The 12,971-nt window shown below is 64.1% G+C and carries 13 protein-coding genes and 1 pseudogene; 9 read left to right on the top strand and 5 right to left on the bottom strand.

The genetic code is table 11. The annotated features are described in order from the left end of the window. Positions 1–47 precede the first annotated feature (47 nt). The 3 genes from LDZ26_RS16580 to LDZ26_RS16570 form a co-directional block, all read right to left on the bottom strand. Positions 48–1,028: a glycosyltransferase family 2 protein gene (locus LDZ26_RS16580; protein WP_244849263.1), complete on the bottom strand. Its 981-nt coding sequence runs from the start codon at positions 1,026–1,028 to the stop codon at positions 48–50. Continuing rightward, positions 1,025–1,744 (bottom strand): PIG-L deacetylase family protein, encoded by a 720-nt coding sequence (locus tag LDZ26_RS16575; protein ID WP_244849262.1) that lies wholly within the window; start codon positions 1,742–1,744, stop codon positions 1,025–1,027. The genes LDZ26_RS16580 and LDZ26_RS16575 overlap by 4 nt, the downstream gene beginning before the upstream one ends. Before the next feature lie 84 nt (positions 1,745–1,828). Beyond that, a complete protein-coding gene (locus tag LDZ26_RS16570) occupies positions 1,829–2,833 on the bottom strand; it encodes a hypothetical protein (RefSeq protein WP_370650687.1) in 1,005 nt (334 codons plus the stop codon). Between the two features lie 184 nt (positions 2,834–3,017). On the opposite strand from LDZ26_RS16570, the gene LDZ26_RS16565 reads away from it, so the two are divergent. From LDZ26_RS16565 to LDZ26_RS16535, 7 genes are all read left to right on the top strand, one after another. Then, positions 3,018–3,305 (top strand): hypothetical protein, encoded by a 288-nt coding sequence (locus tag LDZ26_RS16565; protein ID WP_244849260.1) that lies wholly within the window; start codon positions 3,018–3,020, stop codon positions 3,303–3,305. A gap of 290 nt (positions 3,306–3,595) precedes the next feature. Further along, positions 3,596–4,990 carry an MFS transporter gene (locus LDZ26_RS16560; RefSeq protein ID WP_244849259.1) on the top strand — a complete coding sequence of 465 codons (1,395 nt, stop codon included), beginning with the start codon at positions 3,596–3,598 and terminating at the stop codon, positions 4,988–4,990. A gap of 289 nt (positions 4,991–5,279) precedes the next feature. After that, positions 5,280–6,521 (top strand): hypothetical protein, encoded by a 1,242-nt coding sequence (locus LDZ26_RS16555; RefSeq protein WP_244849258.1) that lies wholly within the window; start codon positions 5,280–5,282, stop codon positions 6,519–6,521. Positions 6,522–6,595: 74 nt separating this feature from the next. Next, positions 6,596–6,796 carry a hypothetical protein gene (locus tag LDZ26_RS16550; protein ID WP_244849257.1) on the top strand — a complete coding sequence of 67 codons (201 nt, stop codon included), beginning with the start codon at positions 6,596–6,598 and terminating at the stop codon, positions 6,794–6,796. Positions 6,797–6,823: 27 nt separating this feature from the next. Next, positions 6,824–7,141 carry a four-helix bundle copper-binding protein gene (locus LDZ26_RS16545; RefSeq protein ID WP_244849256.1) on the top strand — a complete coding sequence of 106 codons (318 nt, stop codon included), beginning with the start codon at positions 6,824–6,826 and terminating at the stop codon, positions 7,139–7,141. A 195-nt stretch (positions 7,142–7,336) separates the two neighbouring features. Beyond that, complete coding sequence (locus tag LDZ26_RS16540; RefSeq protein WP_244849255.1) at positions 7,337–7,567, top strand: hypothetical protein; 231 nt, start codon at positions 7,337–7,339, stop codon at positions 7,565–7,567. Positions 7,568–7,671: 104 nt separating this feature from the next. Beyond that, complete coding sequence (locus LDZ26_RS16535; protein WP_244849254.1) at positions 7,672–9,516, top strand: glycoside hydrolase family 15 protein; 1,845 nt, start codon at positions 7,672–7,674, stop codon at positions 9,514–9,516. 436 nt (positions 9,517–9,952) lie between these two features. Here the strand turns inward: LDZ26_RS16535 and LDZ26_RS25675 are convergent. Then, positions 9,953–10,120, bottom strand: a pseudogene (locus LDZ26_RS25675) (LysR family transcriptional regulator); the annotation flags it as partial. A 133-nt stretch (positions 10,121–10,253) separates the two neighbouring features. On the opposite strand from LDZ26_RS25675, the gene LDZ26_RS16525 reads away from it, so the two are divergent. Together LDZ26_RS16525 and LDZ26_RS16520 are read left to right on the top strand one after the other, a co-directional pair. Next, positions 10,254–11,486 (top strand): alpha-hydroxy acid oxidase, encoded by a 1,233-nt coding sequence (locus LDZ26_RS16525; RefSeq protein WP_244849253.1) that lies wholly within the window; start codon positions 10,254–10,256, stop codon positions 11,484–11,486. Next, entirely contained in the window at positions 11,483–12,193 is a 711-nt protein-coding gene (locus LDZ26_RS16520) for an IclR family transcriptional regulator (RefSeq protein WP_244849252.1), read from the top strand. Before LDZ26_RS16525 ends, LDZ26_RS16520 begins: the two co-directional genes overlap by 4 nt. A gap of 27 nt (positions 12,194–12,220) precedes the next feature. Here the strand turns inward: LDZ26_RS16520 and LDZ26_RS16515 are convergent, their stop codons facing one another. Continuing rightward, positions 12,221–12,949 carry an IclR family transcriptional regulator gene (locus LDZ26_RS16515; RefSeq protein ID WP_244849251.1) on the bottom strand — a complete coding sequence of 243 codons (729 nt, stop codon included), beginning with the start codon at positions 12,947–12,949 and terminating at the stop codon, positions 12,221–12,223. Between the last annotated feature and the right edge of the window lie 22 nt (positions 12,950–12,971).

Genomic DNA, 12,971 nt, shown 5'->3' with positions numbered 1-12,971 from the left:
ACGAACAAAATTTCGTTAGACGTGGCGTGAACGACAGCGGCGCGGTTTTACATGGTGTGTGTAGCGTCTGCCGGTATCGTGGCGTGGTTGCTCGCCTCGTCGCGGGCATGGCGGCGATCGTCTTCGCGAACGATCGATCGCATGATCCGCACATGAGCGCCCACCACGCGCCGATGTGCAAGCGCCCAGGGCAATCCACGCAACATCTGAATCGCATCTCGCCAGAACGCACCTTCGCGCCGCATGACGGCGAGCGCCTGCATGCTCGCGTGCAAGGCTTCGGAGAGCGGCAATCGCAGCCACGCGACCCACGCCGCATTGCGCGCGAGCAGGCGTCTGCGCAAGGCGCTATCGCGTATCGGAGAAGGATGGTGATGCAGCACGAGTTCGTCTGCATAGACGAGGGCGTGGCCGTGATCGAGCATGTCGAGCGCGAGCAGCGACTCTTCGCCGCCTATGAAGAGCCGCGGCTCATAGCCGCCCATCTGTCGATAGACGCTCGTGCGAAACACGCTCGCGCCGGCCATATAGCCGATGAGCGCCGGCCCCGGCAGACCGTTCGCGCCGAGCGGGCTCACGCGCATGCGCTCGCAGGTTTCGTCGGCATCGCCGTTTTCTCCGACGACCACGCGCGCGCTCAGCACCGCGACGCGCGGCGCGGCGTCGAGGATCTCCGTTGCGCGCGAGAGCGAGCCGGGGCTCCACCAGGTGTCGTCGTCGCAGAAGGCGACGTATTCGGTGCGGACCTTCGCCACGCCGAGATTGCGCCCCGCCGCGCCCATGTTCGACGGCGCGACGACCAGTTCGACGAACGGGAAGGCTTGCGCGATGCGAGCGGCGGTATCGTCCGATGAGGCGTTATCGACCACGACGATGTCGATGCGATCCGGCAGCGCCGCGAGTCTTGCGAGCGTGTCGAGCACCTGGTCGGCGCGGTTATAGGTCAGCACGACCACGGTGAGGCGCGCGGCGGCGTCGTGACGCGGGCGCGCCAAGGGTTGCTGCAATGGCTGCGGGACGGCGCTCATGCGCGCTTCTCCGCGGGTTCGAGGGTCCAGAAACGCTCGGGCAGGAATACGTCGTCGTATCCGTTCGGGCCGAACGCCTTCAATTGGCTCGTGTACGCGGCCACGGCTTCGCGCTTCAACCCTTCGCGGCGCGCTGCTTCCCCATGCTCGGGAAGACGCGCATTGAGCGGCGTGGCGTCGATGCCGCGTTGCATCAAGTCCGCGAGCCGCTGCTGCAAGAGCGCGCGCTGGCGTCGATACAGCGCCTCCTCGTACGCGATGCATGGCAACTCGGGATGGCGCAACCATGCATCGCACGCGGCTTCATGCACGAGCGCGTGATCCGAATGAAAAAGCCCGAGCGGAATCAACAGCGCTTCGGGGCGGTGCTCTTCAATCGCGTCGAGAAATGCCTGCGTCAACGTCGCGCGCGTGGGCTTGTCGGCCTCGGGCGCGAAAGGAACGTATTGCGAGTCGAGAAAGCCTAGATGCAGCGGCGTCGCGCCGAGCATCCCGAGCGCGCGGTTGTCTTCTTCGATGCGCGCGAGCATCGCCTGCTTCGCGTCCGAAAAGCCGCACTGGGCGTCCCAGTCCGTGCTGGCATCGGCAGCGGGGCAACCCGTGAACACCGTGCAGACGAGCACGTCCGATGCGCCGGCGAGCGACGCGCCGCAGCCGAACACGGCGTCGTCGAGATGGGGAGAAATGAGCAGCGTTTTGCGCGGGACGTCGATCATGGAGGAGCCGTTGAGAGCAAATGACGGCTCGTCCAAACGCAAGTAGCGCGCCAGCGGTGAAACTGGACGGGCGTAACGGCGCGGTCAGAAACGCATGCCGATGCCCGCTTCGATGATGTCCGCATCGCGGTCGTAGCGCGTCACCATGCGGTTCCACGTCGCGCGCGCGAGCCAGCGATTCGTGAAGCGGTAGCTCGCCGACAACGAGACGAGACCCGCGAAGCGGCCGTCGCCAGTGCGGTTCTGCGGCAGATCGTCGTTCTGCGTGATCGACAGATACGGCCCCGCGCCGACGGCGAGCGTCAGCCGGTCGTCGAAGAACGCGCGCGCGGCCCACAGTTGGGCGGCGACGCCGTCGCGCCGCGATTGCACGTGGCCGCCTTCGTGCAGATACGACGCGGTGAAATCGACGTACTTCCACAAGCCGCGCCGGTATTCGATGCTTTCCGCCACGTTCGATTCGGAATCGAGGCTGTTGAGAATGGTCGTGCCGATCAGTACCGTGACCTCGTTGCCGGTGACGTTCGTGGTGCGCGACGGCGGAAAGTCGCGCGGGCCGTGGCCGCTCGGCGCGTCGAGCTGATAGCCGATGCCGAAGAGCAGGGCCGTCGTGTCCGGGCCGCCGAACGCCTGCACGCGATTGAGCTTCATCTCCGCGATCCAGCGGTTATCGAAGTAATACGCGGCGCGCAGCGTGAAGAGGCCGCCCCAGCCGTGGGTATTCGAATAGTCGCCGCCGGCTTCCGCCTCGCTGGTGTCGAAGTAACGGTACGGACCCGCGCCCGCCGCCAACTCGACGCGGTTGTTCCAGAGCGGCATCCGCGCCCACAACTGCGCTGCCTGACCATCGCGGTGATGGTTCGGAATATGACCTTCGTTGACCCACGAGAAGCTCCAGGCCGCGTACGGGCCGAGGCCCTCGCGATAGCTTGCTTCCCAGGAATACGTGTTATGGCTGCGGCTCTGGAGCGGGCCGGCGAGAATCGAGAACTCTTGCGCGTTGGCCACGTGGGTTGCGGCACCGAGCGCGAACGCACAGAGCGTCAAAGCGGCGTTTCGATACTGCCGTCGTAGAGTGAAAGAGGGCATCAAGAAGTCGGAAGCGGAAGTTCGGACGCTTTCAGTTGAAAGCATCGGCGAAGCATACCGGCTAAACGAGAATCATGCCTATCTGGCGCAGAGCGAGTGTTAGTCGACGCACGTCGTGTTTATTATTTTCGCGTTACAAATGATGCGTCGGTTCCGTACTCAGCCTCTTCAAAGCGAGGATCAGATGGACGCCATTCCAGTGGAGTACCGGGGGTGCGAGTTGTCGGCGGTCGTCGCGAGAGCGGCCGGCGAGTTCATCTCGACGGTGTTGATCGAGCGGCCGGGCGGCGTGCGGCGCGCGATCGGCCCGTTCCGGTCGTTCGCGACGGCGAGAGCTGCCGAGCAGTTCGCCATTCAATATGGCAGGGATGAGCTGGACGGACGCCATTTGCCGCGCGGCCTTCACGTGACCACTCACGATGACCCGGCCACGCGGCGCTCGACCGCCTTCGCGCCTGAGCGCCGTCCGTAGCCACGCGGTCGAGGGCTTGGCTGCCTGCGCCGCTCGCGAAGTCGTCGTTGCGCCGCGCGCGGTGAGCGGATCGCCCGAAAGTCACGGCGCGCGCACAATGAACCGCCGTTTCGCGAGGAACGATCGTTCGCATGAAACGCGGAGGACGCAATCTCCAGCGCGCCCGCGCCAAGGATCAGGCAGAAGCCCAGCGCATTGGCGGACAGCACGCTTTTGCACGCGAGCGGCAGAGTCCGTTACCATGCGGGCGCCGCGCGGGTCCGCTTCCCGCGGGCATTCCAAAAGAACAGATGAACAGCGCAATACCCGCCACCCGCGTCAATTACTGGGCAGTCGTCTCCGTGCTGCTCGGAACGTTCCTCGGCAACCTCGATTCGTCGATCGCGAACGTCGCGTTGCCGACCATTGCGCACAACCTTTCGCGCAGCGCCGCCGATACCGTCTGGGTCGTCACCGCGTATCAGCTCGCGGTCGCCGTCTCGGTGCTGCCGCTCGCCGCGCTCGGCGAAATGCTCGGCTTTCGGCGCGTGTTCCTGTGGGGCTTCGTCGTCTTCACGCTTGCGTCGATAGGCTGCGCGCTCGCGCCGACGCTGCCGCTCCTGGTCGCCGCTCGCGCGATTCAGGGCGTGGGCGGCGCGTGCATGTCGACCATCGTGCCCGCGCTGCTGCGGCAGGTCTATCCGCCGAAGCTCGTCGGGCGCGGCATCGCGCTGCTCGGCTTGACCGTGGCGCTCTCGGCGGCGCTCGGGCCGACAGTCGCGGCGGGGATCCTCTCGGTCGCCGGATGGCGCTGGCTCTTCGCGGTGAACGTGCCGCTCGGCATCGTCGGGCTCGGTCTCGCCAGCACGATGCTGCCGCCCGGCACGCCGAACGCCGCGCGCCGCTTCGACTTCGCGGGCGCGACGCTCAGCGCGCTCGCCATCGCGCTCTTCATCCTGGGCGTGGGCGGGCTCGGCGCGGGCGAGGGCGCGGGCGAGGGTCATGTGCAACTGCGGGCGCTGCCTCTCGTCGAGATCGCGTGCGCGTGCATCGCCGGTTTCGCGCTCATCCGCCATCAACGCGGACGGCCCGCGCCGCTCGTGCCGCTGGATCTGCTGCGCATTCCCATTCTCTCGCTGTCCTCGCTGACGTCCATCTGCTCCTACGTGGCGCAGACGCTTGCCTATCTGGCGCTGCCGTTCATGCTGCAACACCAGTTCGCCCGCAGCGCGACGACAACCGGGCTGCTCGTCACGCCGTGGCCGCTCGTGATCGTGTTCGTCGCGCCGCTCGCCGGTCGCCTGTCGGACCGGCACGCGCCGGGGCTGATAGGCGGCTTGGGGCTTGGCATCATGGCAATCGGGCTATGCCTTTTGATCGGGCTGCCGGCATCGCCTTCGAATGTGGACATCGCGTGGCGCGTCGCGGTGTGCGGCATCGGATTCGGCTTCTTTCAGACGCCGAACAATCGCATCATGCTGACGTCGGCGCCGCACGAACGCAGCGGCGCGGCGGGCGGCCTGATGACGATGGCGCGCATGATCGGCCTTTCGCTGGGCGCGGCGCTGGCGGCGGTTGCATTCGGGATCGATGGACAGCGCGGCGCACAGGTGTCCCTCGTCGGCGCGGCGGCAGCGGCTGTGATTGGCGTCGCGGTAGGCATCGTGCGCGTGCTGCGCACACGCGAGCGCGCCGTGCGTCGTTAGTGCTTTCATGCTTCTGCGCACGTCCTACAATTGAGCGCGGGTCGCTCTTCGCTGCGCGCAGCGATACTTCGGTTGACGCAATAATTTGCAAGTTCGTTGACTGCAACGGATATGCTATGGCCCCTTGCGCGCGGCCTCTTGCGCCGCGCTTCGTGCGTCCACGCTATTCACTTGCCGGTACAACATGGTCACACTGGTTAGCTGCTTCTCCGACCGCCGCGCGACATCATCACGCGACAACCACGCCGAGTTCTGTCGCCGAACGCAAGCGGCTCATTACGACGAGTCGATGTCGAGCAGCGTCGATTCGCTCGAACTCGGCGTGCTCTTCAAATACCAGATGATCAGCGACCGGCTCGCGCGCACGGCCGAGGGCGAAGTCGTCATCTTTGCGACGGAGAATGCGCTTTTCGTGCGCTTCGAAGATTTCGGCCGGATCATGGAAGGGCGAGACAGCCTCGTGACCAAAGGCTTCTTCGGCGTCAATACGGAAATGTTCGTTATCCGAAATACCGAGGAGAACCGGCGCATCGCGCGTGGCATGGCTGCGCGATGCCGGGCCTTCTACGAGTACGGCAAGTTCGTCACCGAAGAGGAACTGCTCGAGGCGTTTCCCACGGTTGCCGATTGGGACATGCTCAACGGCGTGATACCGATTGCATCCATGTGGTCGGGCCAACACCCGGACTTGCGCGGCGCGCCGGTGGTGGCGGTGTCGCTCGTGTTCACGCCGCGTCTCTATAGCAAGTACGGTCCGCGCTGGCGGGCCGTGTTCGCGCGTCATCTGAACGCGTGCCATGCGGCGGGACACAGCGCGTTCTTCGACGCCTCGCCGCCGCCTGAATGCGATACAGACGAGCCGCTGACCGTCTATCAACCGGGCAGGGCGATCGCGGTCGTCATGTTGTACACGCCGAACATCGCGGGCTATGCGCGCTTCGGCGAAGCGAGTCTGCGCGCGTTCTGCGAGCGCCACGGTTATACGCTGTATCAACATCGCGCGGTGCCAGCCGATTTCCAGCGCGAAGCATGCGGCAACTGGTCGAAGCCGTTCTTGCTCGCGAAGTATCTGCCGCATCACGAGTGGGTCTTCTGGATCGATGCCGACATTCTCGTCATGAACCCATCGGTCAAGCTCGAACGATTCACCGAGGGCCGCGATCGCGTGCTGACCGCCGATATCTGCGGCTGGCGCTTCAATTCGGGCGTGATGGGCTTTCGCAACACGGAAGCGAATGCAAACGTGCTGCAAAGCGTGCTTGCGCGCGTGCTGGAAACGGAGGACATCAAATACACGTTTTCCAGTCAGGGCGACCAGTTCTATTTCATGGAGCAGATGATTTCGCACGGCCTTTGCCCCGAGCCGGACTCCGCGGAACTCGTGAGCTTCAACGAACTCAACACGCCGTGGTACTACGCGAACCCGGATACGTTCATGTGCCATTTTCACGGCCTGAGCACGGAGCTGCGGATGCTATTCATGTCGATGGATAAGGTTCCGGAAGGCGGATACGAGTCGATAGAAAGGTAGCGCATTGCGCGCCGGCACGGGACCGTGGCTTGCTGGGCCATTCACGAACGATGACTACGCCAAAGGAGGGCAGCATGACTCAGGTTTCAGGCGATAACGACGGCCCACGCGCAACGGCCGACGACATGGACGAACCGGTGGGCGCGCCTGCTTCCGGCGATACGCGGCAAGAGAAACTCGATGCCCGCGAAAAGCAGAAGCATCCCGCGAGCGAGAACGCGCTGCCGACCGCGCAGGACAACAACCCGGTGCCGCCGCAATCGACGCGCGACTAGTCCAACTATCTGACGAGGATTTGCCGAATGAGCGACTATATCGACTGTATCGCCGCGCTGGACCGATGCGCCGCCGCTTGCGACAACTGCGCCTCGGCGTGCATTGCGGAAGGCCATCTGCCGGAGATGGAGAAGTGCATTCGTCTCGATCTCGACTGCGCGGCGCTGTGCCGCTTCACGTCGGAATCGCTTGCGCGCGACACGCAGTTCATGCGCGATTTCTGCGACCTGTGCGCGCGAATCTGCGATGCATGCGCCGACGAATGCAGCCGTCATACCGCGAGCCATTGCCAGGCGTGCAGCGACGCGTGCCGGAAGTGCGCGGAGGCTTGCCGGGCGATGTAAGACACGGCAGCAAGCCGGGATCTCGCGCAGAGCTTATCCACAGTTTCTGTGTTCAACTCTGTGGACAAGCTCGGGACCCGCTTGCTATCCATCTGACGCGACAAACAAATTTCCCCGCGAGCGAATGCGCGTCGCCACACGGTGCGCGTCGCGCATCGATGCTATCTTCACCCACGAACACGAAATGGGGATGAGATGAAGCGCAAGTCATCGGGCGTGGCCGTGGTCGCGGTGCTCGTGGGCGTGGCCGTCGCGGTGACGCTTTATATCGCGAGCTACGGCAGGTCGTCGCATCACGCCGGCATCGACATGCCGACGACGCACGACGCCGTCGCAACGCAAGACATGCACGCGAGCGAAGCGGCCTTCACGGCAGCGCCGATGCAGCCCGTCTCCGGCCCGAACGATACGACCGCAGCGCGTTAAGCTCGAACATCGTCGCGTCTAACGTTTGTCCTGGACGCGACGCGACGCGACGCGGGAATGTCCCTTGCTCATCGGCTTCAAACTTCAAGCCGGAGCACACTCCCTTGGGCCATCCATCGCAGCAGATTCCGCCCGCCGTTCTGCCCATCGATGCGCGCGGCGTAATCGGCAACATGAAGACGGCGGCGCTGGTGTCGGTGCGCGGCACGATCGACTTCATGTGTTTTCCCCGCGTCGATTCGCCCACGCTGTTCGCGTCGCTCCTCGACGACGAGCACGGTGGCGCTTTCGCGATCTCCCCGCGCGACTGCGATGCCAACGTCAAGCAGATGTATCTGCCCGAGACGAACGTGCTGCTCACGCGCTTCATGACGGGCGAGGGCGTCTGCGAGTTGCTCGACCTGATGCCCGTGCCGTCTTCCGAAGCACGCGTCGATGCGGTGCCCAATTGCGTGATGCGCATCGTGCGCATCGTGTACGGCCGCATGACACTGGATGTCCGGTGCGATCCGCGCTTCGACTATGCGCGTGTTCGGCACACGGCGCATGCGGTAGAGAAGGGCGTGCGGTTCGCGAGAGCCGACAACGGCACGCCGCTGGAACTGCGCGCGAGCGTGCCGCTGTCCATCGAGCAAGATGGCGTACGCGCGACGCTCGACATGAAAGAGGGCGATTCGGCCTGCTTCGCGCTGGGCGCGGTCGATGACATGCCGAAGCTCGACACCAAAGAGAAGTTCGACGGCATGTTGCACGAGACCATCGCGTTCTGGAAGGAATGGTCGTCTCGCTCGACCTATCGCGGACGATATCGCGAAGTCGTGCTGCGTTCCGCGCTGACGCTGAAGCTGCTGAGTTCGGACGATCACGGCGCGATCGTCGCGGCGCCGACGTTCGGTTTGCCGGAAGCGCAAGACGGGTCGCGCCGGTGGGACTATCGCTACACATGGATTCGCGACGCCGCATTCTCGGTCTATGCGCTCCTGCGTCTCGGCTATACAGGCGAGGCCGAGCGCTTCATGCGCTGGATTGCCGAGCGCAATCGCGATTGCAGTTCGGACGGATCGCTTGCCGTCATGTATGCAGTGGACGGCGAGCCCGCGCCCGAAGAAACGCAACTCTCGACGCTTGGCGAGTCGGAGCCGGGCGAGCTCGTCGTGGGCAACGGCGCGCGCGGACAGACCCAGCTCGATGTCTATGGCGCGCTGCTCGACTCGGTTTATCTCTACAACAAATACGGCGCGGCGACTTCGTACCAAGGCTGGCAGCATGTGACCCGCACGGTCGACTATGTCGTGCAGCATTGGCGCGAGGCCGACCACGGCATATGGGAATTCCGCAACGGCAAGCGGCCGCTGCTGCATTCGCGGCTGATGTGCTGGGTCACGGTGGATCGCGCGCTGCGTCTTGCGCAAAAGCGCTCGCTTCCCGCGCCGCTGCCGACATGGTTTCAGACGCGCGACGACATTCATCGCGACATACACGAGAATTTCTTCAACGAAGAGCTTCAGTCGTTCGTGCAGACGCCGGGCTCATCGACGCTCGATGCATCCGCGTTGATGATGCCGCTCGTGCGCTTCATCGGCCCGAAGGATCCGCGCTGGACGGGCACGCTGGATGCCATCGGCCGCGATTTGCGCGTCGATCCGCTGATTTTTCGCTATACGCGCGGCACGACGCTCGACGGTCTTCCTGGCATGGAAGGCGGCTTCAGCGCGTGTTCGTTCTGGTATGCGGAGGCGCTTGCACGCTCGGGGCGCGTGGATGAAGGGCGGCTCGTGTTCGAGAAGATGCTCGCCTACGCGAACCATCTCGGGCTGTTCTCGGAAGAAGTCGCGACCAACGGCGCGGCCCTCGGCAATTTCCCGCAGGCGCTGACGCATCTGGCGCTGATCAGTGCGGCGTATCAGCTGGATCGGGATCTGGATCGTACCCATGTGCCGTGGACCTGAGGGCGGAACGTGAGCGCTTCGGCGCTCGACGTAAGTTGGCAATACCGTTTTCATAGAACGACCGTCTGTACGTCCCAAGTCCAAAGGTCGTGTTTCTGGCAAGTGGAGATGTCGCATGTTGCCCTAGGTTCGTGGCCGGACAAGCGTGTCTGGCGCGCGGGCCATGAACACGACTGCGACTATCACGATGTCGATGCGCGAACTGGACCGACTCGCTAGAGGAGGGCGATGAGCCCGATTACCGGTTCAGTGGGAGCGTCAGCTTAAGGTAATCTGGTCGCGGCTGTAGGCGCAACACGCTATCTGCTTTGCGGATGTCCGCCGCCCGACCAACGCCAGGCCGTACTGGCCGTTCCTCAGGATTGGCGGGCCTTCTGGCTTTCTTAGTTGAGCGTAGGACCGCGCTTCGAATAGCAACCTTCGTGCAGCTCTGGCGATCGGAAAGAGAGTACTCGCGCCGCTGCGACAGCATGAAGGAGAGCGGACGCATGTGCCATGCGTGCCGCTGGAGTTCGACAAGCGTTCCTTTCGCGAGGTCTTCAGCAACCATATGGCGCGGCATGTGGCCCCCGCACAAGCCTGCCCTGAGCAGATCGTGCGCTGCGAGCCGTTGTGCAGTTTTCATAACGGCGTTATGATCTTGGAAACCACGGCGCGGTCGTCAATACGCGGAGCGGTCCACGAATCAGCATGGATGTCTTGCCTCTGCTGGCATGCGTGCATCCGAGAGGCGGGCAATGAAAGCGGAACCAACCAAGCAAGCTCCGGCACAGCCGGTTCCCAAGGCGTTGCGGCGATACTTGTCGCTCGATGACTTCGAGATCGCCGCGCGGCGGCATCTTCCGCGCCCCATATTTGGGTACATCTCGGGTGCAGCCGAGCGCAACGCATCGCTGGACGACAACGAACGGGCGTATTCGGAATATCGCTTCGTCACGCGCGTGCTTCGAGACGTATCCCGGCGCACGCAAGCGACGACACTGCTCGGCAAAACCTATCGCGCTCCGTTCGGCATCGCGCCGATGGGCATTTCCGCGTTGTCCGCTTACCGTGGCGACCTCGTTCAAGCACAAGCCGCTCGCGAAGCCGGCATCCCGATGATCATGAGCGGCTCGTCGCTCATTCCTCTCGAGACAGTCGTCAAGGAAGCGTCCGGCACGTGGTTTCAGGCCTATCTTCCGGGCGAACCCGAGAAGATTCGCGCGCTGATCGAACGTGTCGAACGCGCCGGCTACGACACGCTTGTTCTGACAGTGGACACGGCCGTGCTGGCCAATCGCGAGAACAATATCCGCACGGGCTTTTCGACGCCGCTGAAGCCGAGCATGCGGCTCGCGTGGGACGGCGTCACGCGCCCTCGATGGCTCTTCGGCACCGCGCTCAGAACGCTCGTCAACCACGGCATGCCGCACTTCGAGAACTCGTATGCGACGAGAGGCGCGCCCATTTTCTCGGGCCGCGTCGTGCGCGATTTCGGCGCGAAGGACCACCTGAACTGGAGTCATGTGCGTCAGATCCGGGCGCAATGGAAGGGAAAGCTCGTGATCAAGGGCATCATGGCAACCGACGATGCGATCGCCGCGCGCGATCACGGCGCCGATGGAATCATCGTCTCGAACCACGGCGGGCGACAACTGGACGGCACCGCCGCGCCGCTTCGCGTGCTGCCTGGAATCGCGGATGCAGTCGGTCACGACATCGCCGTGATGATCGACGGAGGCATCCGGCGGGGCACCGATGTTTTGAAGGCACTGGCGCTCGGCGCGGATTTCGTCTTCGTCGGCCGGCCGTTCAACTATGCCGCCTCGGTGGCCGGCAAGGCGGGCGTCGCGCATGCTATCGGCATCCTGCAAGCAGAGGTGCAACGCAATCTCGGCTTGCTCGGCGTCGTCAGCATCGACGAATTGACACCGGACGTCCTGATCAGGTTGCCGGAAGGCGTGGCTGCAAGCCAAAGGGATAGGCAATGAAGTCGAACAATAAGGATGACGAACAAATAGACCGGTCAGTGGCCGCAGTCGACAGAACGCTTTCCTTGCTCGAAGCGTTTCTGGGTCAGCCTGGCGGCCGGTCGCTGTCGGAGCTGGAGGAGCGAACGGGGCTCTTCAAGAGCGTGATCTTGCGGTACATGCTCTCGCTCGAAGCGCGCGGCTTCGTGCACAAGGAGCAAAACGGCATGTACCGGTTGGGCTACAAGGCCGCTCAACTCGGCCGCGCATTCGAAAGCAGCGTGGGTCTTGTGACCACATTGCAGCCGGTCGTCGAGCGGCTCAGCGAGAAAACCGGCGCCAGTGCGTCAGTCTATGTGCGGGACGGCGACTCGCGGCTTTGTCTGCTGCGGGCGGAACCCGAGCGCGATGTTCGCGTGGCGATCCGCGCCGGCACGCGGCGTCCAATGGACAAGTCGGCGTCCAGTCTCGCTTTCAAACGCTTCGAGCGCAAAACCGTGCAGGCATTCGCGAGCGCGGGCGTGGCGGGCATCGCTTCTTCGTCGGGCGTCGGCGACCCGCTGCTCGCGTCGATGGCCGCGCCGCTTTTCGGTATGTCCGATGCGTTCGTCGGCGTGTTGACGCTTTCGGGCGTGATAGGCCACTTCGATGTGGACGATGAGCGTATCCGCTCGCAACTCTTCGACGACGCGCTCGCTGCCAGCGCGTTGCTTGGCGCGGCGCCGTGAATCTGCCGATTCGGCCGCTGCGTGAGTTCAGGCCTGACGGCGCTCGCCGGTGCCGTACATGCGCTCGCAAAACGCCATGCTCGCCCCGAGCCGTCGAGAAAGATCGGACGCAGCCTGAAGTTGCGGCGCAATCAGCTCGCCCGTTTCACGCGCCGCGTTCAAGCGCGAGGCCGGGCCGGATAGCGTCAACGCGGCCATGAATTCTTCGTCGGGGCCGAACACGGGCGTGGCGAACGCCGCCGTATGAACATCACGCGCGCCCGAGGTGAAAAGAGGAATCTGCGGCGGCTCGGAAAAGATCGGTTCGTGCAGTCCCCAGTAACGGATCACCTGGCCGATAGCGGTGTCGTCGAGCGGAAGCGATGTTCCCGCGAGCCGGGTCTCGCGCAGACCCTCGGACGGCTCCGCCCGGAACAGGCATAGACGCTGGTTCTTCTCGAGCACGTAATACGAGGCGCTTTCCTTCGTTTGCGCCGCGAGCGCGAAGAGTATGGGCTCCACCACTGACGACAGATGAAACGACTGCTCATACAGCTTGCCTAGATAAAGCACGCGCGCGCCGAGTCCATACATGCCGTCGTCGGAACGCACGACGTAACCCATGCGCTCGAGCGAGTTCATTAGCCGATAAACCGTCGTCTTGTGCATGCCCGACGCGCTTGCGAGCGCAGCAAGCGAGAGTTTCTCTTTGCCGAGCCTGAAGCAATCGAGCAGGCCGAGCGCTCGTTCCACCGCGACCACACCGTCGTTTCCCATCTCGTCCCCTTGACGTTCATCC

This window comes from Caballeronia sp. SL2Y3 (genome assembly GCF_022879575.1).
Classification (GTDB): Bacteria; Pseudomonadota; Gammaproteobacteria; order Burkholderiales; family Burkholderiaceae; genus Caballeronia.
Note: the sequence above shows the minus strand (reverse complement) of the source record. Positions and strands in the feature narration are given on the sequence as shown.

Bases quoted from the DNA above. Each gene is read 5' to 3' on its own strand.
- LDZ26_RS16580 (WP_244849263.1), bottom strand. From the start codon at position 1,028: ATGAGCGCCGTCCCGCAGCCATTGCAGCAACCCTTGGCGCGCCCGCGT.
- LDZ26_RS16575 (WP_244849262.1), bottom strand. From the start codon at position 1,744: ATGATCGACGTCCCGCGCAAAACGCTGCTCATTTCTCCCCATCTCGAC.
- LDZ26_RS16570 (WP_370650687.1), bottom strand. From the start codon at position 2,833: ATGCCCTCTTTCACTCTACGACGGCAGTATCGAAACGCCGCTTTGACG.
- LDZ26_RS16565 (WP_244849260.1), top strand. From the start codon at position 3,018: ATGGACGCCATTCCAGTGGAGTACCGGGGGTGCGAGTTGTCGGCGGTC.
- LDZ26_RS16560 (WP_244849259.1), top strand. From the start codon at position 3,596: ATGAACAGCGCAATACCCGCCACCCGCGTCAATTACTGGGCAGTCGTC.
- LDZ26_RS16555 (WP_244849258.1), top strand. From the start codon at position 5,280: ATGTCGAGCAGCGTCGATTCGCTCGAACTCGGCGTGCTCTTCAAATAC.
- LDZ26_RS16550 (WP_244849257.1), top strand. From the start codon at position 6,596: ATGACTCAGGTTTCAGGCGATAACGACGGCCCACGCGCAACGGCCGAC.
- LDZ26_RS16545 (WP_244849256.1), top strand. From the start codon at position 6,824: ATGAGCGACTATATCGACTGTATCGCCGCGCTGGACCGATGCGCCGCC.
- LDZ26_RS16540 (WP_244849255.1), top strand. From the start codon at position 7,337: ATGAAGCGCAAGTCATCGGGCGTGGCCGTGGTCGCGGTGCTCGTGGGC.
- LDZ26_RS16525 (WP_244849253.1), top strand. From the start codon at position 10,254: ATGAAAGCGGAACCAACCAAGCAAGCTCCGGCACAGCCGGTTCCCAAG.
- LDZ26_RS16520 (WP_244849252.1), top strand. From the start codon at position 11,483: ATGAAGTCGAACAATAAGGATGACGAACAAATAGACCGGTCAGTGGCC.
- LDZ26_RS16515 (WP_244849251.1), bottom strand. From the start codon at position 12,949: ATGGGAAACGACGGTGTGGTCGCGGTGGAACGAGCGCTCGGCCTGCTC.